The sequence below is a fragment of the Chitinophaga sp. 22308 genome, from assembly GCF_052045305.1.
GTDB lineage: Bacteria > Bacteroidota > Bacteroidia > Chitinophagales > Chitinophagaceae > Chitinophaga > Chitinophaga varians_A.
The window spans coordinates 139,041-160,468 of sequence record NZ_JBQEOP010000010.1 but is presented as its reverse complement, the minus strand read 5'-3'; the positions used below and the strand labels follow the sequence as shown (position 1 = coordinate 160,468).

General features: G+C 50.0%; 18 protein-coding genes. 10 read left to right on the top strand and 8 right to left on the bottom strand.

Going from position 1 to position 21,428, the window contains the following annotated elements; all coding sequences use genetic code 11:
• Nucleotides 1-2: 2 nt before the first annotated feature.
• The 4 genes from ACTJJS_RS31420 to ACTJJS_RS31405 all read right to left on the bottom strand — a co-directional run bounded on the left by ACTJJS_RS31420 (nucleotide 3) and on the right by ACTJJS_RS31405 (nucleotide 4,387).
• The gene (locus ACTJJS_RS31420) at nucleotides 3-980 is read right to left on the bottom strand and encodes a helix-turn-helix domain-containing protein (RefSeq protein WP_168874996.1); all 978 of its coding nucleotides are present in this window, start codon (nucleotides 978-980) and stop codon (nucleotides 3-5) included.
• 23 nt (nucleotides 981-1,003) lie between these two features.
• Entirely contained in the window at nucleotides 1,004-2,056 is a 1,053-nt protein-coding gene (locus tag ACTJJS_RS31415) for a FecR family protein (protein WP_440667791.1), read from the bottom strand.
• A 68-nt stretch (nucleotides 2,057-2,124) separates the two neighbouring features.
• Complete coding sequence (locus tag ACTJJS_RS31410) at nucleotides 2,125-2,679, bottom strand: RNA polymerase sigma factor (protein WP_440667789.1); 555 nt, start codon at nucleotides 2,677-2,679, stop codon at nucleotides 2,125-2,127.
• 379 nt (nucleotides 2,680-3,058) lie between these two features.
• The gene (locus tag ACTJJS_RS31405) at nucleotides 3,059-4,387 is read right to left on the bottom strand and encodes a DEAD/DEAH box helicase (protein WP_440667787.1); all 1,329 of its coding nucleotides are present in this window, start codon (nucleotides 4,385-4,387) and stop codon (nucleotides 3,059-3,061) included.
• 121 nt (nucleotides 4,388-4,508) lie between these two features.
• Here ACTJJS_RS31405 and ACTJJS_RS31400 point away from each other — a divergent pair, with 121 nt between their 5' ends.
• Nucleotides 4,509-5,432, top strand: coding sequence for an NADP-dependent oxidoreductase (locus ACTJJS_RS31400; protein ID WP_440667785.1), 924 nt, complete (start codon nucleotides 4,509-4,511; stop codon nucleotides 5,430-5,432).
• Here ACTJJS_RS31400 and ACTJJS_RS31395 read toward each other — a convergent pair whose 3' ends face one another.
• On the bottom strand, nucleotides 5,433-5,864 hold the full coding sequence (locus ACTJJS_RS31395; RefSeq protein ID WP_440667783.1) for a winged helix-turn-helix transcriptional regulator: 432 nt from the start codon (nucleotides 5,862-5,864) through the stop codon (nucleotides 5,433-5,435).
• Between the two features lie 193 nt (nucleotides 5,865-6,057).
• On the opposite strand from ACTJJS_RS31395, the gene ACTJJS_RS31390 reads away from it, so the two are divergent.
• Entirely contained in the window at nucleotides 6,058-6,765 is a 708-nt protein-coding gene (locus tag ACTJJS_RS31390; RefSeq protein ID WP_440667781.1) for a DsbA family oxidoreductase, read from the top strand.
• A gap of 56 nt (nucleotides 6,766-6,821) precedes the next feature.
• On the top strand, nucleotides 6,822-7,778 hold the full coding sequence (locus ACTJJS_RS31385) for an ion channel (protein WP_440667780.1): 957 nt from the start codon (nucleotides 6,822-6,824) through the stop codon (nucleotides 7,776-7,778).
• Between the two features lie 115 nt (nucleotides 7,779-7,893).
• Here ACTJJS_RS31385 and ACTJJS_RS31380 read toward each other — a convergent pair whose 3' ends face one another.
• Nucleotides 7,894-9,339: a sodium:solute symporter gene (locus ACTJJS_RS31380; RefSeq protein WP_440667779.1), complete on the bottom strand. Its 1,446-nt coding sequence runs from the start codon at nucleotides 9,337-9,339 to the stop codon at nucleotides 7,894-7,896.
• Between the two features lie 195 nt (nucleotides 9,340-9,534).
• Here ACTJJS_RS31380 and ACTJJS_RS31375 point away from each other — a divergent pair, with 195 nt between their 5' ends.
• Nucleotides 9,535-10,473: a bifunctional helix-turn-helix transcriptional regulator/GNAT family N-acetyltransferase gene (locus ACTJJS_RS31375; RefSeq protein ID WP_440667777.1), complete on the top strand. Its 939-nt coding sequence runs from the start codon at nucleotides 9,535-9,537 to the stop codon at nucleotides 10,471-10,473.
• A 157-nt stretch (nucleotides 10,474-10,630) separates the two neighbouring features.
• Here ACTJJS_RS31375 and ACTJJS_RS31370 read toward each other — a convergent pair whose 3' ends face one another.
• Nucleotides 10,631-11,092, bottom strand: a complete 462-nt coding sequence (locus ACTJJS_RS31370) for a DinB family protein (RefSeq protein ID WP_440667775.1) — start codon at nucleotides 11,090-11,092, stop codon at nucleotides 10,631-10,633.
• A 52-nt stretch (nucleotides 11,093-11,144) separates the two neighbouring features.
• On the opposite strand from ACTJJS_RS31370, the gene ACTJJS_RS31365 reads away from it, so the two are divergent.
• From ACTJJS_RS31365 to ACTJJS_RS31345, 5 genes are all read left to right on the top strand, one after another.
• Nucleotides 11,145-12,782, top strand: a complete 1,638-nt coding sequence (locus ACTJJS_RS31365; protein ID WP_440667774.1) for an acyl-CoA carboxylase subunit beta — start codon at nucleotides 11,145-11,147, stop codon at nucleotides 12,780-12,782.
• 118 nt (nucleotides 12,783-12,900) lie between these two features.
• Nucleotides 12,901-13,359 (top strand): ribonuclease HI, encoded by a 459-nt coding sequence (gene rnhA / locus ACTJJS_RS31360; protein ID WP_168875006.1) that lies wholly within the window; start codon nucleotides 12,901-12,903, stop codon nucleotides 13,357-13,359.
• 56 nt (nucleotides 13,360-13,415) lie between these two features.
• Nucleotides 13,416-15,131 carry an aspartate-alanine antiporter gene (aspT, locus tag ACTJJS_RS31355; protein WP_440667771.1) on the top strand — a complete coding sequence of 572 codons (1,716 nt, stop codon included), beginning with the start codon at nucleotides 13,416-13,418 and terminating at the stop codon, nucleotides 15,129-15,131.
• 596 nt (nucleotides 15,132-15,727) lie between these two features.
• Nucleotides 15,728-18,814, top strand: a complete 3,087-nt coding sequence (locus ACTJJS_RS31350) for a SusC/RagA family TonB-linked outer membrane protein (protein ID WP_440667770.1) — start codon at nucleotides 15,728-15,730, stop codon at nucleotides 18,812-18,814.
• A 10-nt stretch (nucleotides 18,815-18,824) separates the two neighbouring features.
• Nucleotides 18,825-20,321 carry a RagB/SusD family nutrient uptake outer membrane protein gene (locus ACTJJS_RS31345; protein WP_440667768.1) on the top strand — a complete coding sequence of 499 codons (1,497 nt, stop codon included), beginning with the start codon at nucleotides 18,825-18,827 and terminating at the stop codon, nucleotides 20,319-20,321.
• A gap of 59 nt (nucleotides 20,322-20,380) precedes the next feature.
• On the opposite strand, the gene ACTJJS_RS31340 is transcribed toward ACTJJS_RS31345, so the two are convergent.
• Entirely contained in the window at nucleotides 20,381-20,947 is a 567-nt protein-coding gene (locus ACTJJS_RS31340; RefSeq protein ID WP_440667766.1) for a methyltransferase family protein, read from the bottom strand.
• 146 nt (nucleotides 20,948-21,093) lie between these two features.
• On the opposite strand from ACTJJS_RS31340, the gene trxA reads away from it, so the two are divergent.
• Nucleotides 21,094-21,390: a thioredoxin gene (gene trxA / locus ACTJJS_RS31335; RefSeq protein WP_168875010.1), complete on the top strand. Its 297-nt coding sequence runs from the start codon at nucleotides 21,094-21,096 to the stop codon at nucleotides 21,388-21,390.
• Nucleotides 21,391-21,428 lie beyond the last annotated feature (38 nt).

Sequence of the window (21,428 nt, the reverse complement as noted above, 5' to 3'; positions counted from 1 at the left end):
CCTTACTGTGCGTCCATCACCTGTAGTGCCCCGTACTTAAAATATTTATCAAAAGTGGTCAGGAAAGTATTGAGACTGGTAAATCCCAGCCGGTCCATAATGGTGGTCACCGGTGTGTTGCGGGTGCTCAGCATTTCAAAAGCTACGGCCATTTTTTCCTGTAATACCAGCTCCGGTATGGTCAGGTGGAACTCCTGCTCAAACGGGCGGCGTAGCAGCGCTTCTTCCACGCCAAATTTCTGTTGCAGCATTTTGTAGGTCAGTGGTTCATCAAGATGGTCCAGGATGTAGCGGAAAATCTCGTACAGCTGCTGCCTTTTGGCTTCGTTCATCATAATGGGCGCCGGCGCTATCAGCCGCCGGGTGTAGTTGCCGTAGAAGTCGGCAGCATTGCGGCGAAAGAAACTATAGGCGCTGTTGCCGATGTATTTGGCCCGCAGGATACGGTCGCGTATCAGGCGGCTCACAGGGTTTAAGAGGAATGGCGCCTTATGCAGCGGTTCCGTCACATTAGAAACAGGAATGGCAGCCAGTGCGCTCAGCAGGGGAAATTCCCGTGCCAGCTCTTTCAGGGCGTAAGGTTCTATATTGATATGAAAGCTGAGTGGTTGTGAAGAGCCGGGCAGTGGCGGTTCTTCAGCTGCCATAACGTTAAAGAGGCTGACTTCTTTTTCCAGCTGCTGGCGGTTGTTGATGGTGCCCCGCATACTCTCTACATCGTCGTACGCGTGAAGGGTGATCACCTGGTACTGCGAGTAGTGGCGGAGCTGCACGCCCGGCCGCATCTGAATGCTGTGCACCCAGATAGAGAATTCACCGGCCCTGATGTTCTGATCAAGGATAGAGCCGTCTTTGTCTTCATGGTAATAAAACCGCGCATAGGGGATGAGTTGCCCCTGGAATGCAGCGGGAATGTCCTGGTGCGGCGTAAACGTCGTGTCATCCCTTTCGATGTACAGGATTTTGGTAGTTGATTTCATTTGGAAATGGTTTTGATCAGGACCTATTGCAGCAGCTTCATACTGTCTTCCGCCGGGTGTGCCGGGGCGGGCAGCAGTATGCCGGCCGGAAATGGTTCTCCGCCGGGGCTTGCGATGAATATCTTGTGAATGGCCGGGGAGGTGTCTATCACACCATGGGGACCATAATGGCGGGAGGCAATTGTCTTCAGTCCGGCAAGGGTCACGCTGGAAAAATAGAACTGCTTTTTGCGCCAGGCGTCGGCCTCCTGTTCTGTAAAGCGCTGTACGTCAAATGTGCGGGCGCTGTCATTGTAAATGGCCTGTTGGCCCGGCTGCAGCACTATCTGCCGTCTGCCGGCGGTCATACGGAGGGAGCCTTCGGTAAGGGATATACGAATATGACGGGGATCTTTGGTATTGACGTGAAAACTGGTGCCCAGTACCTGCACTGTGCTGTTGGGAAGTTGCAGTACAAATGGCTGGTTGGGATTGGCCGCTATCCGGAAGTAGGCTTCGCCCTTCAGGAATGTTTCCCGTACGGCCCTGGTGAAGCTGAAGGGAAACTTCAGTTCTGTGCCGGCATTGAGCCAGACTTCCGTGCCGTCTGCCAGCGTTACTTTATAGTGGCTTGCCTCCGGAACGGTCAGGGTATTGATGCCGGATGGCAGGTCAACGGCAGACTGAAGGGAGAGCATGCCTGCCTGTACGGCCAGTGGCTGCTGATGAATAGAGAGGACGGCCGGTGTGGCGGGCAACTGGTGAACAGTCCCGTCGGCCAGGGCCAGTGTGGCCACCGGCGACGCCGGCAATGATTCCGTATTGGCGGCTACACTGACGCCATATTGACGATAAGCATACCAGTAAGCCGCAAATACCACAAGGAATATACTGACAGCGATGCCCCACCTGAACAGCGGCGGACGCACCGGAACATCGGTGATACTGTAGGTATTGCGCCAGGGCGCATGGTCTTGCAACTGCTTGCCGCTTTCAATCGTCTTCCACATTTCACGGGCTTCCGGTACTTCTTCCAGATAAGTGTCCAGTAATGCCTCATCAGCAGCCGAAATGATGCCGGCTTTCTTTTCGGTCATTAACTGAAATATGGTGGTAAGATTTTTCATCAATCAATATAACAGAAATATTATCGGGGCGGGGTAGTTCAGAAGCGGATTTTTTCAAGCAGTTGCCGAAGCGTCTTCAGGGCGGAGGCAACGTGTTTTTTGACGGTTTCTTCGCTGATGTCCATCACAGCGGCGATTTCCTTGCGGGTTTTATGTTCCTGGTAGGCCAGCCGGAACACCTGCGACTGTTTCTGGGGCAACAGGTTGATGGCACCTTCCAGCTGCGCACGCAGCTCGTTCTTTTCCAACCGGCTGTCAGGAGATATGTAGGAAGGATGCTGCAGCCAGGAGAGCCGCTTCTTTCGGGTTTCGTCTTTTGAAATCCTGTTCAGGCAACGGTTTTTGATGCTCACAAAAAGGAAATTCTTCAGCGTGGGGATCGTGTTGAGGTCTATTCGCTTATATAAGGCCTGCTGCCAGAAATCAATAAAGAATTCCTGCACCAGCTCCTGGGCCTCTTCCTGGTCCTGGAGTATAGTCATGGCGGTGATCAATAACCACTCACGGTAAAGATGGTAGAAATGGTCAAAAGCTTCTACGCTACCGGTCTGTAAGGCCGCCAGTAATTCAATATCGTCATGATGGACATTCATGCGTTGTATGCAGTTAAGCTGCCGGGGGAGGGTATAAGCCCCGGAAATAGCTGTCCCGCGCTGGTTTTCATCATACAGTGTAATGATTGATTGGGTATCTGTTCCTGGCAAACATAATTTTCAGGTATATTCGATCTGTAACCGTCCGACGGATTTTCCGGAAGATAATGAATTTGTTAATCAATTGTTAATCGTAATTGGATTTACTAAACCGCTAACAAGCTGTTAACAAAAACGATATTTGATTGATCTACATATAGATATAAATATTTAGAAGACGGAAATGGCCCATGGGAGGGTGGAAAAAAATACACAAATGAACAAAAAGAAATCCCTGTCTTAAAAAAGACAGGGACCAGCGATTTTTATCACGGGAAGATTATTTTTTAGGCTTGCGTTTTTTAGGCTTACCATATTTCAGCAGCATTTTATCCTTATGGCTGATCTTACGGTTCGTCTTCATATTTTTAGCCAGCTTCTGGTGGAAAGCCGGACCGGCATCTTCGCGCTTGGGCGCCTTCACCAGCGTATTGCGCATAAATACTTTAGGCTTCTCATCTTCAGTCAGTACGTCAGAAATCACCAGGTCTTCGGGTAATGGCCTTTCGGGGATGCTATAATTCATCAACCCCTCAATGGCGGCCAGTTCTTCTGTCTCCTGGTCTTTGGTCAGCAGAATGGCAATCCCCTTTTTATCTGCGCGGCCGGTCCTCCCGATACGATGAATATAATTTTCCGGTACCTCCGGCGTGTCAAAGTTGATCACATGGCTTACCTCGGCAATGTCCAGTCCACGGGCAATGATATCTGTCGCAATCAGGAAACGGTAAGTGCCTGCCTGGAACTGGTTAACGGTATTAAAACGATGATTTTGTTCCTTATTGGAATGAATAACGCCCACTTTGTCCGGGAACTTGGCCTGTAACTGCTCATACAGGTCGTCTGCCAGTTTTTTCGTGCCCGCAAAAATGAGGGTTTTGACCATGCTCTCGTCCCGGGTGATGAGCAACTCCAGCAGATTGACCTTGGTATTGAAATTCGGCACCCGGTACAGCACCTGGTCAATGTTTTCCAGCGGCGTGCCTGTAGGTGCCGCTTCTATCATAACAGGATTGTTGAAATGCGTTTGTATCATCGCTTCCACCTCTTCTGTGATAGTGGCGGAGAACATCAGGTTTTGCCGGCGTTGCGGCAGCAGGTCCATAATGTTGGTCAGCTGCATCCGGAAACCCAGGTTCAGCATTTCATCTACTTCATCGATGATCAGTTTTTTGATGGACTTCACCTTGAGCGCGCCACTGAGAATAATATCGTATAGGCGTCCGGGTGTGGCCACCAGTATATCGACTTTGTCCTGCACCGCTGCCATCTGCGGATTCATGTTCACCCCGCCATATACGCCCATTACCTCCACACTCATATAAGTGGTCAGTTTTTTTATGGATTCCACTACCTGTACCACCAGCTCACGGGTAGGCACCATGATGAGCACCTGTGGATGTTTCTCTTTGGTAAACTTAAACTGCCGCAGCGTAGGCAGCAGGTAAGCAAAGGTTTTACCCGTACCGGTCTGGGCAATACCGCAAACATCCTGTCCGGACATAATCACGGAAAAGGCCCGTTGCTGTATGGTAGTAGGCTTTACAAAGCCCAGCTCGTCGAGTGCATTGCGTAAAGGTGTGTTCAGATTTAAATCCCCAAATGTCATGTTTCTACAAAATATGAACGGCGAAGGTAAACAATATTTTTGGCCTGTGGCTGTAAAGGCCCATTCCGCATGATTCCTGACAGCTTTTCGTTACATTTAAGCCAGCAAAATAATAATTGGTATGAAGGATATACATGTACAGGCAATACGCGTGCACGCCTACGGCGGATCAGATCAATTGCGCCTGGAAGAGGTGCCGGTACCGGCGCCGGGACCAGGGGAGGTGTTAATCAACATAGTGGCCAGCGGGGTTAATCCCATCGACTGGAAAATCAGGGAGGGCATGATGCAAAAGCCATTGCCCTATATCCCGGGAGTGGAAGCTTCCGGTGTAGTAGTGGCCCTCGGCGAAGGGGTGACCGACAAGAAAGTGGGCCAGGCCGTATACGGCGCGGTAGACGGTTCCTATGCCGCCTGCGCGGTAGTGCCTTCGGAACAGTTGTTCCTCAAGCCCATGCATTTGTCCTTCGAGGAAGCTGCTGCCTGCGGTGGTGCTAAAACCGCCTGGGGCGCACTTTTCGATGTGGGCAAACTTACCAAAGGGCAACGGGTGCTTGTTCATGCCGGCGCCGGAGGGGTAGGGCACTTCGCCGTGCAATTGGCATATCACGCCGGCGCTTACGTGATCGCCACCAGTTCAGCCGAAAATGCTGAATTCGTGAAATCTCTCGGTGCTTCTGAAGTGATTGACTACACAGCGGCGCCTTTTGAAACACAGATCGCTGCTGTCGATGTGGTACTGGACACTGTCGGCGGAGACACACTTGACCGCTCCTACCAGCTGGTCAAACCCGGTGGTATGCTCTTATGCCTTGTGCAACAACCGTCGCAGGAAAAGGCCGCAGCAGCCGGTATCCGCGCGGTATGGGCAGGAACTAAAACACTGCATGCCATGCAGGAAGTGGCTAAATTGCTGGACAAAGACCTCATCAGGCCCCACGTCCGGAAAGTGTTTGTACCGTTGTCCAGCGCCGCTGCAGCACAGGACTATAGCCAGTTAGGCGGGCCGGGAAGAGGAAAGATCGTGTTGAAGATAGAGGAATAATCACTGCGCGCCATTCACCTCCTGCCCATCCGCCGACCCGAATATCGTTTTCCGGTGTGCTGTGCCCCACGTATATAAGGCGTCAATCACCGGATTGAGCGTATCGGCATAAGGCGTTAAGGTATATTCCACACTGACTGGCTGACTGTCAAATACGCTGCGTTTGACCAGCTTATGTGCTTCCAGGTCTTTCAGTTCTTTGGACAATACTTTGGAGGTGATTTTCGGTATGTTCCTTTCGATGTCCCGGAAGCGTTTATGTCCCCGGGAAATGGCAATAATGATCGGTAATTTCCACTTGCCGTTGATCACGTCCAGCGCGTCCCGTACCGGCATGATCACGCCCAGGCAATCTTTGTGATCTCCTGTTTCCATGCATTTTTCTTTCGCTGTTAAGGCGAGGGGATGTTCTGCTGTTATATCTGTTCCCATACGATTTTTATATTATATATTTTTATTATTTAAATATTTATTATACATAATTGTTTAATAGATAAATATCTAAATGACAAAATGCTCAAATAATCGCTAACTTTTTGTATAGCACTATCCTAAAGGTAACTGCTTACTTTTGGATAGCAAATATATTAACTTTGCAGGAGTTTTTTAAATAAAGATGAATAAGATGAAAGTAGAAATATGGTCAGACATCATGTGCCCCTTCTGTTATATTGGCAAACGCAAATTTGAGGCGGCATTGGACAAGTTCCCTGAAAAAGACAAGATAGAAGTAGAGTGGAAGAGCTTTCAGCTCAACCCCGACCTGAAATCCGTGTCGGGAAAAAGTGTTTATGATTACCTGGCAGAACATAAAGGCATTTCCAGGGACCAATCCGTAAGAATGCACCAGCAGGTAACCCAGTCGGCCAGTGAAGTGGGACTGACCTATAACTTCGACAAGGCGGTGGTGGCCAACTCCTTCGATGCTCACCGGTTGATACAAATGGCAAAGGCTCAGAAACTGGGTGATGCGGCAGAAGAAAAACTCTTTATCGCTTATTTCACGGAGGGAAAAAATATCGCGGACCATGAAGTGCTGACAGACATCGGTGCGTCAATAGGGCTGGACCGCAAAGCGGTGACGGATATGCTGGCGTCCGGCGAGTTTGCCGGCGAGGTAAACCTGGATGTGCGGGAAGCGGAACAGCTCGGTGCCCGTGGCGTGCCTTTCTTTGTACTGGACCGCAAATATGGCGTATCAGGCGCACAGCCGTCAGAAGCCTTTACACAGGCGCTTACACAGGCGTTTGGCGAATGGCGCAAAACACAGCCACTGACAACGTTTGAGACAACGGAAGGGCCTTCCTGCGCACTGGACGGGACTTGTGATTAAGATCAGACCGGAGATGACATTATCTTATTAGCTTTGTTGTTCAAACTATCTGATTTATGTCGCTCCTTAAAAGGATCAACCCTTTCTCCAAACAAAATGACGAGACCGGCTTCGGTACCAATCCCAATGGTTACGGAGGCCGGTTCATTAACCGCGACGGCACCTTTAATATCCGCCGCGAGGGCCGTCCGTTCTGGGACCGGTTTAGCGTCTATCACACACTGCTCAACCTTCCGGCATGGAAATTCACCTGTGTGATTCTCCTGTTTTATTTCTCGATCAACCTGTTGTACACCGGCATCTATTGGGTGCTGGGGGTAGACCAGTTCCAGGGCATTATCGGGCAAACTCCCTGGATGCGATTGAAAGAGATTTTTTTCTTCAGCACGGAAACCTTTACCACAGTAGGTTATGGCCGGGTAAACCCCATTGGCGACGGCGCTAATATGGTGGCGGCCATCGAAGCCATGTCGGGCTTTCTCTCCTTTGCGGTGGCCACTGGTCTCATGTATGGCCGTTTCTCCAGGCCAAGGGCGCACCTCGTGTTCAGTGACAATGCGCTGATCTGCCCCTATAAAGACATGACCGGCCTGATGTTCCGCTTCGCCTCATACAAAGACAACCATACGCTCACCAATGTGGATGTTACAGTAACGATCGGTCTGCAAGTTGTGGAGAACGATACACCGGTATACAAATTCTACTCCCTGCCACTGGAAAGAGGAAAAATAGAGAGCCTTTCCATGAACTGGACCGTCGTGCATCCCATCGATGAAAACAGCCCGCTGCTGGGCTTTACCGCAGAAGACATGCGGAACGCGGACGTGGAGATTTATGTGCTGGTAAAAGGCTTTAACGATGTATACGCCAACACGGTATTGCAACGCACTTCCTACACCTATGAGGAGATACAGTTCAACCGCAAGTTTATTCCCATGTACCGGGAAAGTGAAAACGGCAGGACCACCATTCTGGAATTGCACATGCTTAATAAATCCAGGGAAACAAACTGATTTACGATTTTTTGATTTTGCGAATAAAAGCGAAGACCAAAGCGGTATCAGCTACCTGCTTTGGTCTTCGCTTTTATCAGTTTGGGAAATCAAAAAATCGTAAATCAGGAAATCCCTAAATTTTTCTCCGGGAAATCATCAGCAGGCCGATATACGTAAAGGCGCCGTTAATGATCAGCAGTTCCAGTCCAATCTGGAACTGTTTGAACAGCACGGACTGATTGGTGTCCACCACGTAGCAGAGCAGTGGCGCCACCACACAAACGATCGGCACCAGGCGGTCGTTGACGGTCCGTTTGCTCAGGATGCCAAAGGCGAAGAGGCCGAGTAGTGGCCCGTAGGTATAAGTGGCCACTTTCAGGATCACGCCGATCATACTGGGGTTGTTCACCCATTCAAACACCATGACAAACAGCAGGAAGATAAATGCCATCATCAGGTGGATACGCTGACGTACCTTCTTTTTCCTGGCTTCGTCCCAGTCGCTGCGACGTTGTATGTCCAGGATGTCTATGCAGATAGAAGAGGTGAGGGCCGTCATGGCGCCATCAGCACTGGGGAACAGCGCAGAGATCAGTGCAATGATGAAGATCACGGAGATCACCGGAGGCATGTGGCGCAGGGCCAGTTCAGGGAACAGCGCATCGCCGCTGGCAGATACCTGTACTTGTGAGCCGTAGAGGTTCAACAGCCCCCCCAGGAACAGGAACAGGCCAATCACCACTAACATGATAAATGCCAGGGACACCATGTTTTTCTGGGAGTCGTGCAGGGTTTTAACAGAAATGTTTTTCTGCATCATCTCCTGGTCAAGGCCGGTCATGGTAATGGTGATAAACGCTCCGGCCAATATCTGTTTGACAAAAAACAGCTTGCTGTTGGGATCAAATTCGAAAATACGGGTAAGCCCTTTTTCCTGCATAGCGCTGATACTCTGGCCCATGTCCATGTGCATGGCATGCAGGATGTAGAATACGCAGATGATCAGGCCTGCCAGCATACAGGTGGTCTGCAGGGTGTCGGTATACACGATCGTCTTCACGCCGCCTTCATAGGTATATACCAGGATCATAAAGAGAATGATAAGGGTAGTAAGCCAGAAGGGAACCCCAAAGCTGGACAGGATGGCGTCTTGCAGGATACGCACCACCAGGTACAGCCGGGCGGTTGCCCCCAACGTACGTGACAGGATAAAGAAAGATGCCCCTGTTTTGTACGACATCACCCCAAAGCGCGTGTTCAGGTAGTTGTAAATGGAAGTCAGTTGCAGCCGGTAATAAAGCGGTATCAACACATAGGCAATGGTGATGTACCCGATAAAGTAACCCAGCGTGATCTGGAAATAGGTAAAGGCGTCTTTGCCAACCGCCCCCGGAACACTGACAAACGTAACACCGCTCAAAGAGGTGCCAATCATCCCGAACGCTACCAGCATCCAGTTACTGTTGCGGTTTCCGATAAAAAAGGAGTCATTGTTAGACCCACGGCCGGTGTACCAGGCGACAATCAGTAAAATAACAAAGTAAGCAACGACGAACGAAAATAATAATCCTGGTGACATAAATGAGTTTTAATCAAGACCGCACACAATATACAGTGCTAAATCACAAATATAACATCTTACCCTATTGAGTGTATGTATGCTGCAGGGGTGTTTTTTACACTATTAACCCTTGTTGTGATTATTTGCTTTTGTCAAACAAAATAGTTGACTATGTCAAGTATTTTCGTATTTTTGGTTGAAATACAGATTTATATGTCATCCAATGATACACTGATAGCGGATGTTCGCCATTTTAACCGCTTTTATACAGGTGTAGTGGGCCTGTTGGACCAGCACATCCTGGAAAGTAAATATTCACTTTCGGAAGTGCGGGTGTTATATGAGATCGGGGAGCAGGAAAAATGCACCGCCGGTCAATTGATCGCTGTCATGAAGATAGACGGGGGATACCTCAGTCGTATCCTGAAGAAATTTGAAACCGCCGGATTGATCACCCGGCAGCAGTCGCCCGCCGACGGCCGTACTTTCTTCCTGCAACTCACCGCTAAGGGAAGGAAAATGATGACCGGCCTCAATGAAAGGTCATCGGAACAGATCCGTCAGATATTGGAACCACTGGAAATGTCGCAACGGCAACAGGTCACCGGCGCCATGAAAACCATCGAAACTGTCTTGTCGGGCACCAGCTCCCCGGCGCCAACTTCGGATATCCGTATCCGTTACGATCTGCAACCAGGCGATATCGGATACCTGATATACCTGCATGGAGAACTGTACGCGAAGGAGTGTGGCTATAACTTTGAATTTGAATCCTATGTGTGCAAAACGTTCCAGGATTTTCTCACCACCTACAACACCAACAAAGACAGGGTGTTTCTGGCCGTTGCGGACAACCGGATCGTGGGAGCGGTGGCCATACTCGGCTCTTCCCGTTACCTGGCCCAGCTGCGCTGGTTCATTGTACATCCCGATTACAGGGGACGCGGACTGGGAAAACGCCTTTTTGCGGAAGCCATCGCCTTCTGCCGGGAGAAAAATTATCAGAACGTATATCTGATGACCACCAGCCTGCAAAACACTGCCATCGACATCTATAAAAAGGCAGGCTTCCGGAAAACGGGAGAGAAGTTCCTGCAGCTGTGGGGCCAGCAACAGTATGAACAACGGTATGATATGGACCTTACCCAATAGATAATTACGAATTACGAATTACGAATTACGAATGGAGGACCTTTTAATGGAAAGGTTAGTTAGTAACCTACCGATAAGGAGGTCCTCCATTCGTAATTCGTAATTCGTAATTCGTAATTCGTAATTCGTAATTCGTAATTCGTAATTCGTAATTTTTTTAGGGATTATATAAACGTAGCAAAACTATCTGTCCCAAATGGTAGGCATCGTGTTCTGCGAGGCCCTGTAAATAATAAACGGCTTTTTTATCGGTGCCTGGAAAGGTATCAAACAGGGCTGCTTCCGGGAACTTACGGATAGTGGCGGCTATCTGGTCAAATGAGTGCTCCAGCCGGTGAATGGTGGCCTGCCAGTTTTCCTCCCCATGGTTTTCCGGCATATAGAAGTCCGGAAGGTCTCCGCCTTTTTCCGGCGGTTCGTTATGCATATACCGCTCTACCCGCTGATGCCAGAAGATAACATGGTTCACGATCTGCCAGATGTTATTGGAGCCGTTCAGGCTTTTTACGGCCTGACGTGCGTCTATCCGGGAAAGATGTTCCCTGAAAGTTACATCCAGCCAGGGTTTCCCATTGTATAACGCTTCTATGGAAGAAGCGAGGTGTTCTGTAAGCTGCATAATTCGTAATTTAACTTATTTGTCGGTATTTTTAAAGTAAAACCCAAACGTTATGAACCAAGTGGATCTGGAAACGAACAAGAACGAAGATGCCATGAGACTGGCCATCAGCACTATGAAACAGCGCCTCGGCACCATCGAACAGGGCGGCGGGAAAAAAAGCCTGGAGAAGGTCCGCCAACGGGGCAAGCTGACGGCCAGGGAACGGATTCAATATCTGATAGACAAAGACACTCCTTTTATTGAAATCGGCGCCTTTGCTGCCTATGAAATGTACCCCGAATACGGCGGCTGCCCCGCTGCCGGCACAGTTGGCGGCATCGGTTACGTAAGCGGCCGCCAGTGTATGATCGTGGCCAACGACATGACAGTAAAAGCCGGCGCCTGGTTTCCCATGACGGGCAAAAAGAACCTGCGCTTACAGGAAATAGCCATGGAAAACCATCTCCCGGTCATCTACCTGGTAGACAGCGCCGGCGTGTTCCTGCCCATGCAGGATGAAATATTCCCTGACAAGGAACACTTTGGCCGCATCTTCCGTAACAACGCCCGCATGAGCGCCATGGGCATTACCCAGATAGCCGCCGTAATGGGCAGCTGTGTGGCGGGCGGCGCCTATCTGCCCATTATGAGCGATGAAGTGCTGATGGTGGAAGGCAACGGCTCTATCTTCCTCGCCGGCCCGTACCTTGTAAAGGCGGCTATCGGTGAAGACGTAGATGCGGAAACGTTAGGTGGCGCTGTTACCCATACCGAAATCTCCGGTATCGCCGATTACAAATTCAAAACAGACGAAGAATGCCTCGATCAGATAAAACGGATCGTCAGCAAAATAGGGCAGGGGCCTACTGCCGGATTTGACCGCATCGCGCCGGTGGCGCCCGCACAGCCGGAAGCAGAACTGCATGCCGTGCTGCCGTCAGACAGTTCCCGTCCATATGACATGCTCGACATCATCCACCGCATCGTGGACGATTCGGCTTTTGATCAATATAAACAGGATTACGGTAAAAGCATCCTTTGCGGTTACGCCCGCATCGATGGCTGGGCGGTAGGCATCGTGGCCAACCAGCGTAAAATAGTGAAGAGCCGCAAAGGCGAATTACAGATGGGCGGCGTTATCTACAACGACAGCGCCGACAAGGCTGCCCGCTTCATCATGAACTGCAACCAGAAAAAAATACCACTGGTGTTCCTGCAGGACGTAACCGGCTTCATGGTAGGCAGCCGCAGCGAACATGCCGGCATCATCAAAGACGGCGCTAAACTGGTCAACGCGGTGTCCAATTCCGTGGTGCCTAAAATCACCATCATCATCGGTAATTCCTACGGCGCGGGCAACTACGCCATGTGTGGCAAAGCGTATGATCCCCGTTTTATCTTTGCATGGCCTTCTGCTAAAATTGCGGTGATGGGCGGTGAACAGGCCGCTAAAACATTATTGCAGATCCAGGTGGCTTCCCTCAAAGCAAAAGGACAGGAAATCACCCCGGAGGAAGAAGCCCGCCTGCTCAAGGAAATCACGGACAAATACAATAGCCAGACCACTCCTTACTACGCCGCCGCCCGCCTTTGGGTGGATGATATCATCGATCCCGCTGATACGCGCAGGCATGTGTCAGAATGTATCAAAGCAGCCAACAACGCACCCGTGGAACAGCCGTTTAACGTAGGAGTATTTCAGGTCTGATTATTTTGACACGTAGTTATTTTGATATTTAGTTGACTGCCTTCCTGCTAAAGAGGCCAACTAAATATCAAAATAACTAAATGTCAAAATTTATAAATGAGCGTTATATTTGCGCGCTATGGCAGAATTGCAGATATATACGGATGGCGCCTCCCGCGGCAATCCCGGGCCCGGTGGCTACGGTGTGGTATTATTATGGGGAAGTGTGCGCAAGGAATTATCACAGGGATACCGTAAAACAACGAACAACAGGATGGAGCTGCTGGCGGTGATCACCGCACTCGAGGCGTTAAAGAAAGAAGGACTGGAAATGACCATTTTTACAGACAGTAAATATGTGGTGGACAGTATCGAAAAAGGCTGGATATGGGGCTGGGTGAAAACCGGTTTTAAAGATAAAAAGAACAAAGACCTGTGGATGCGTTTCATTCCGCTCTACAGAAGACATAAAGTCAAAATGCAATGGGTGAAAGGCCATGCCAGCAACCCGCTCAATAACCGTTGCGATGAACTGGCCACGCAGGCCGCCGATAGCGGTAACTGGCTGATAGACCAGGGCTTCGAAAGCGGAAATTAACCATCGCCGAACCAACTGACGGCCCGGATTGTAATATAAACGGAAAAACTTCGTTTATGCTTACCTGGTTGATAGAAACGCTTCAGAAATACCCGGAAATCGCTGTCATGTTAACCCTGCTCATAGGTTTTCTCCTAGGCAAACTACGCATTAAAGGATTTACGCTCGGCACTGTCACCGGCGTACTACTGGTAGGCATTGTCATTGGCGGTATCCACATCCAGATCCCCGGCGCAGCCAAATCCATCTTTTTCCTGTTGTTCCTGTTTTGCACCGGTTACAGCATTGGCCCGCAATTTTTCCAGGGACTGAAAAAAGATGGCCTCCCGATAGCGGCCTTCTCTTTCATCGTTTGCTGCAGCAGTCTTTTTTTCTGCTGGGTGATTGCTTCCATCCTGCATTTTGATACGGGCACCACCGCCGGACTGATGTCCGGGGCCAACACCTGTTCCGCTATTATCGGTGTCGCTTCCAATACTATCAATGAGCTCAACATTAGTATAGCTGACAAAGAGCGGCTGGTCAACCAGATCCCTGTTGCATATGCTGTGACCTACATCTTTGGGACAGCCGGTACCAGCTGGTTTCTGTCCGTTATAGGTCCCTGGTTCATGTCTGGCAGCAGAGAGAAGCTGATAGAAGAAACACGCAAACTGGAGGCCACCCTTACTGATACGAGCGCGGAGGAAGACGGAGATATCAAAAATGCCTACGACCATGTAGCGTTCAGGGCTTACCTTGTCAACAGTGAACTGGTAGGGGAAGAAGGAAAATCGGTAGGTGAACTGGAAGCATTTTTTCGCCGGAAAAAACGAGTGTTGTATCTCCTGCGTGTTAGGCGGGAAGGAGAGATGATGGCCACTCCGCAGGATTTTGTGGTGCGCCAGGGAGATATTATCGCTGTTGGCGGGCAACGTTCAGCCGCCATTGCCTCCGGCGACATGCTGGGCAGGGAAGTGGCTGATGCTGATCTGCTGACGTTCCCCGTGCAGGCCATCAATGTGGTGATCAATAAAAGCACGGCAATCAACAAACCCATCAAGGTGTTGGTGCGCCGGCCACAACTGCATGGCATCAGTGTCCGGAAAATCACACGTTCTGGTATCGAGATACCGCTGGAAGCCAACACCATTGTACAAAAAGGTGATGTGGCCGAACTGGTGGGCATACAGGAGGAATTAGACCTCGCAGTGCCCATATTAGGTTTTAAAGAACGGGTAGGCGTGGAAACGGATATTCCGTATCTGGCAGGCGGCATCGCGTTAGGTGCGCTGGTAGGCGCTATGAGCGTGCGCATTGGCAATGTGCCCATAGAGCTGAGCACCAGCGGAGGAGCCCTGATAGCAGGACTTTTCTTCGGATGGCTGCGCAGCGTGAATCCGCGTTTCGGATATATTCCGTCTTCTTCCCAATGGGTGCTGACAAAACTGGGACTGCACGTATTCATCGCTATCGTAGGGCTTACCGCCAGCGATGGTTTTTTACAGGGACTTAAACAAGAAGGCCTTACACTTTTCCTCGCAGGATTGGTGTTAAGCCTGCTGCCCATGGTGGTGGCGTTGTTCCTGTCTAAATATGTTTTCAAATTTCATCCTGCCATTGGTTTGGGCGCGTGTGCCGGCGCCCACGATGAATCTGCACCGTTGCTGGCGGTACAGGATGCGCTCAACAGTAAAGTGCCTGCCCTGGGTTATACCGTGGCGTATGCCGTGGCCAACATCACGCTTACTACTTCCGGTGTGATCATTGTATTGCTGATGCACAAAGGCTAAGACATTTTTATTCCGGTGATCAGATATTTGTATGATGGGGGTAATATGCAGATAAATGACGTTAAATAAGTAGCTAGATAAAAACATAATCAGGCCATCACATGGGTGATCACGCCGCCCGAAAAATAAAGACAGGGCCAGCCCACCTCAAATACAACACTAACGCCGTTATTGGCAACCGTTCATCCTAGTAATCAGGCGAATCAGTAGTAATTCTGTTCATCATGTTTCAACTTTTTTAACAAAACTTTTGTTGTTTACGTATAAACACCCTAGCTTTGCGGCTCCATTAGTCTATAGGATTAATAGAGTAATATGATAAAGAAAAAACGACAAAGGAAACCGATTATGGAAATGAAGAACCAGTCCGTTGAATGCATCAACCAAAGTTGTTGTTGCTGTTGTTAAAAATCAAAATCGCTTTCTGCACAACAGATCTTCCGAAACAACCGGTTACAGCAACATTAGCTGCTTCAGGAAGATAACTGTCACCGTACAAATAATACAAGGAGGCTAAGCTGGTGTTATCTGCTTTATAGCAGATACAGGACTGTTATTGCCTTTATTCGTTCTCTAAACCAATCAACATAGAACTTATGTTACAACGATTGCTGATTCTTCTACTGCTGCTGGGACCACTGGCAGCTTTTTCGCAGGTACGTACCGTTACGGGTACCGTCCTGTCGGCCAAAGACAAAGAACCTTTGCCCGGCGCCACCATCGTCATTAAAGGTACGACGAAAGGTGTGCTGACCGGCCCTGACGGCTCTTTCCGGCTGGAAGTTACAGATCCGGCCGCCACTACACTGGTCATCAGTTATGTAGGCATGACACCACAGGAAGTACCTGTTAGTACCGCCCCACTGACCATCACCCTGCAATCAGCCGGTAAAAATATTGATGAGATAGTAGTTATCGCTTACGGTACTGCTAAAAAGAGCTCTTACACCGGTTCGGTATCACAGATAAAGGGCGCTGAACTGGAGAACCGTCAGGTATCCAGTGTCACCAAAGCCTTACAGGGCCTGGCGCCTGGCGTGCAGAGCGCATCCCAGAGCGGTCAGCCTGGTTCTGATGCTACTATCCGTATCCGCGGTGTTGGTTCTATCAACGCTTCGGCAGATCCGCTCTACGTGGTAGACGGGGTGCCTTACGGCGGTAGCCTCAGCGCCATCAACCCGTATGATATCGAGTCCATCAGCGTACTGAAAGACGCAGCCTCTGCTGCGTTGTACGGTTCACGCGGTGCCAACGGCGTTATCATCATCACCACTAAAAAAGGAAAAGCCAAAGGAAGTAATATAGACGTTCGCGTTAGTCAGGGTTTCTCTAAAAGAGCCGTGAAAGATTATGACAGGATGTCTACCGATCAATACTTCCCGATGTACTGGCGCGCATTGTTCAACGAAAACCTGGGCAGCCAGGACTCCATCACCGCTGCTAAAAACGCCAGCCGCGACCTGGTGGGAGAGTTGGGCATTAACCCCTACGGCAGTGCATTCCCGCAGCCGGTAGGCACCGACGGTAAGCTGGTAGCCGGTGCTAAACCACTGTGGAACGATGACTGGGACAAAGCGATGCAACGCACCGGTCACCGCACGGAAGCCAATGTGGCCATCAGCGGCGCTACGGATAAAACCCGTTACCTCATCTCCGGCGGTTACCTCGATGACCAGGGTATCTATCTTGGCTCCGGCTTCAAACGTTATACTGTACGCTCCAACTTCGATATTGACGCCCGTAAATGGCTGAAAGTAGGCCTCAACCTCAGTGCGGCACACTCTGACCAGCAAGCGCCTCCATCTGAAGACAGCCGCAGTGACAACTATATCAACTATGGCCGTCTGATGGGCCCTATGTACCCGGTTTATCAGCGGGACCCGAACACCGGCGCCTATCTCCAGGATGCCAACGGTAATAAGATCTTCGACTATGGCGACTACCGCCCCGATCCGGCCAATCCCCGTACCAATCTGGTACAGACGTCCGGCATCGATAAACATGACGTGATCCGTGATGACGTGTCTGCCCGTTTTTATGCGGAAGCTACGCTCTACAAAGGACTGAAGTTTAAAACCAGCTATAACGCCGACTACTCTTCCCGCATAGGCCATGACTATACGAACCCGACCCTCGGTTTCGACCAGGAAGTAGGCGGTACTGTATTAAAAGGCAACTACCGTACTTTCAGCTGGACTTTCAATAACATCCTGACCTACGAGACTACCTTCAATGAAAAACATCACCTGAATGTGCTGGCCGGTCAGGAAGCATATAAGTTTAACTACACTTACGTTGAAGGCAACAAATCCGGGTTCTCCGTACCGGGTATCGACGAACCGGCAGATGCTGCGCTGATAGGCGGCTTCACCGGCTATTCCGACAACTACAGGCAAAGCTCCTTCCTGGGAAGAGCGGAATACGATTACTCCGGAAAATACTTCTTCTCCGCTTCCCTGCGCCGCGATGGATCTTCCCGCTTCGCACCGGACCGCCGCTGGGGCACTTTCTGGTCTGTAGGCGGTTCCTGGAAACTGACGGAAGAATCTTTCCTGAAAAATTCCTCCTGGCTCAATCTGCTGACACTGCGCGCCAGCTACGGCGGACAGGGTAATGATAACCTGGGCGATTCCCGCTACTACAACTACCTGCCGCTGTACTCCGTTAACAGCAACCTGGGAATGGGCGGTACGTTCCGCGAATTCCTGTTCAACGACAGGCTGAAATGGGAAACAAACCTCAACCTCAACATCGGTGTGGACTGGTCCATGTTTGACAACCGTTTCGGCGGCAGCGCGGAGTTCTTCGTTCGCAAATCACAGGACCTGCTGTATTCCAGGCCTAAGGCACCTTCTATTGGTTACAGTTCAATAGATGAGAACATAGGCGCCCTGAAAAACACCGGTGTAGACCTCAACCTGCATGGTACGCCTATACGCACAAAAAACTTCAGCTGGAACATCGATCTTAATATGACACACTACCGGAACAAAGTCACCAGCCTGCCTCAGCAGGAAATTATTTCCGGTACCAAAAAACTGATGGTGGGTAAATCCATCTATGACTTTTACCTTCGCCAGTGGGCAGGTGTAAACCCCAATACCGGTGCGCCACAGTGGAAATACACTAATCCGGACGGCAGCATCAAGGATACCAGCAATTACAGCCAGGCGTCCCTTTATTATTCCGGTTCATCACTGCCGGACCTATATGGTGGCCTGACCAATACGTTCACTTACAAGAACTTCTCCCTGTCGTTCCTGATCGTGTACAGCATCGGAGGTAAAGTACTGGACAATGACTATACCTTCCTGATGGGACTGGGTGGTTCCGCCGGCCGCGCATGGTCTACAGAAGTGCTGAACGCCTGGACACCCACCAACCGCAATACGGACGTACCACAGGTGAACACGGTAGCGCCCAGCTGGACTGGCGCTTCCACACGTTTCCTGTACGATGCCACCTACGCCAGACTGAAGAGCCTGAACCTCAGTTATTCACTGCCGAAAACACTGATGGAAAGGGCCCACCTGAACAATATTACGGTGTACGTACAGGGAGAAAACCTGTTCACGCTGTACAACCATCAAGGCATGGACCCTGAACAGACTGTTGGCGGTACTACCTACTATCGTTACCCGGCCGTGAAATCCGTATCTGCCGGTATTAATCTGAGCTTCTAAAAACTGTGTCATGAAAAAGAACAGACTATTATTCATCGCTATATTCGCCGCAGCTGTTCTCGCAGCCTGCAACAAGGATTACCTGAACACGCGGCCAACCAATGCCGTGCCCGATGACCAGGTGTTTAACACCGTTGATAACGCAGAAACTGCGCTGACAGGTATCTGGGCATATATGTTTGAAACCTACTTCACCTTCGCCGTTCCGGGCATCAAATCGCTGGACCTTACCAGCGATGCCATGGGTAGCGACGTGGCGTTGACTACCGCTTATGGTTTCAGGGACTCGTACACGTTTAACGAGATGGCAGACAAGACCAAAAACAGGGTGAGCGCTTACTGGACCATCCTGTATAAAACCATCGATAACTGCAACAACTTCCTGTCTAAAATAGATAAGGTGCCTGGCGATGATGCTAAACGTAAGCTGCTGAAAGGACAGGCGTCAGCCTTAAGAGGCTGGTGCTACCTGACACTGGCGGAATTTTATTCCTTCGGCGTTACCAACGACCCGAACGCTAAATCAGTGCCCATTTACACTGATCCGGCCAATCCGTCTACTCCCGGTAAAGCCCGGTCTACAGTAACACAGGTATATCAACAGGCGATCAGCGACTTACAGGCTGCTGTGCCGTTGCTCACCGACTACAGCCGCAGCGCTACGCAGAAATTCAAAATTGATGCTAATGTGACCAATGGTCTGCTGGCACGTGCTTATCTCTACAGCAACCAGCCTGACAAAGCTATCGCTGCTGCTGTGGCGGCACGCAACGGTTATCCGCTGATGTCCGGTGATGACTATAACAAAGGCTTCAATGATGTCAACAATCCGGAATGGATCTGGGGCCAGCCGCAGACACCCAGCCAGAACGTGGCTGCCTCTACGTTTAATTTCCTGGACGTGTCCACACCGGTGGCTTACTATAAAAGCTTTAAGGCCGATCCGTGGTTCCAGGGTTATTTTGACAGCACAGACGTGCGTTTCCGTTTGTTCCAGTGGAGCACCAGCGGTCCCGGCGCTTTGCTGTACAAAAAATTCCGTTTCCGCGATCCCGGTGCAATGGTGTCTGATGTGGTGTTGATGCGTTCCGCGGAAATGTACCTGATCGAAGCAGAAGGCTATGCGCGCACCAGCAATGCCACTAAAGCGGCAGAAGTGCTGAATGTGCTCAGAACAGCGCGCAACTCCCATCTCTATGGCGGCGGCGGTTCCGTGACCGACACGGTCCTGCTGGAAAGAAGAAAGGAATTGTGGGGCGAAGGTTTCTCACTGGTGGATATTATTCGTACAGGCGGTACCGTAGTAAGGAAACCATTTAAGTCTTACACCGGTGCTGACAGTATCATCAATGTACCGCAGCCGGATGGTTCTGTAGTGCAGGTGCGCGGGGTAGGGCACCGTACGCTGAAACTGCCTGATGGCAGCGCTTTTGTGAAAAACAGCTCTTACTACCTGTTCGCTGTTCCCATCGCTGAGTTACAGAACAATCCCAATATCAACAACTAGTTTTTATCCTTCATAAATCAAAGCCTTTGGAAGTTTTTCCAAAGGCTTTTTTTATGCTTTTAATAGATAAAAGGAAGAATGCGACGGGTCTGTTGGATGTACTCTGCATATTCGTTGCCGAACTGTTCTGTCAACACTTTTTCTTCTATGTTCATGCGGTAGATAAAGGCCGCCAGCACCGGGACGAACGCTATGGCCAGCCCCGGCCAGTTGTTGAGCGACAGGCCAAAACCGAGGAAAGACAACAGGGAGCCTGCATAGGAGGGGTGCCGCAAAATGCTGTAAATACCGTCTTTCTTGATATGATGGTCCTTACGGATGGTTACCACCACGGTAAACAACCGGCCCAGTGATGCAATGGCATAAAAGCGCAGCGCCATGCCGGCCAGGATAACGGACAGACCGATATAGTTCATCAGGCTGCCCTGCTGCAGTATAGGGAACTTTGTCTTGTAAGAAATGTATACGGCTGTGTTGATGCTGATCAGGATAATAATCCAGATATAGGCGAGGCTGCCTTTGTCTTTTTTCTTTTGATCGTCTGGCGCCCCTCCCCGTAATATTCTGTGTAATAATATCTCGGAAAGAAACCAGATCATGTAGATGACAGAGGATAATATGTTCATTGGCGGCGTGATTTGAAATTACAGATATACCTAATGTATGAAATGTTTTCAATGCAGTCAAGTGGTGCAGGCGGTGTTGTCTCCAACTTGCCCATTATCAAGTCTTTAAAAAAGATTATTTTGCAGGTGGATTAAATCAGTGCGCTATGGAAAACCTGCAATCAATACTTCAGTCAGACACCCCGGTGCTGATCGACTGTTTTGCCGTCTGGTGCGGCCCCTGTAAGATGATGCCACCCATTCTGAAAGAGGTGAAAGACAAATTTGGAGACAAGCTTCGCATCATTAAAATTGATATCGATAAAAACCAGCAGCTGGCGGCCCAATGGCAGATTAGCAGCGTACCCACCATGCTGTTGTTTAAAAACGGAAAGCTGGCATGGCGCCAGAGCGGGGTGGTGCCGGCACATCAGCTGATACCTGTATTGACACCGCTGTTGTAACTTAAGATATAAGGAAGAAGGCCATGATTACGCAGGTA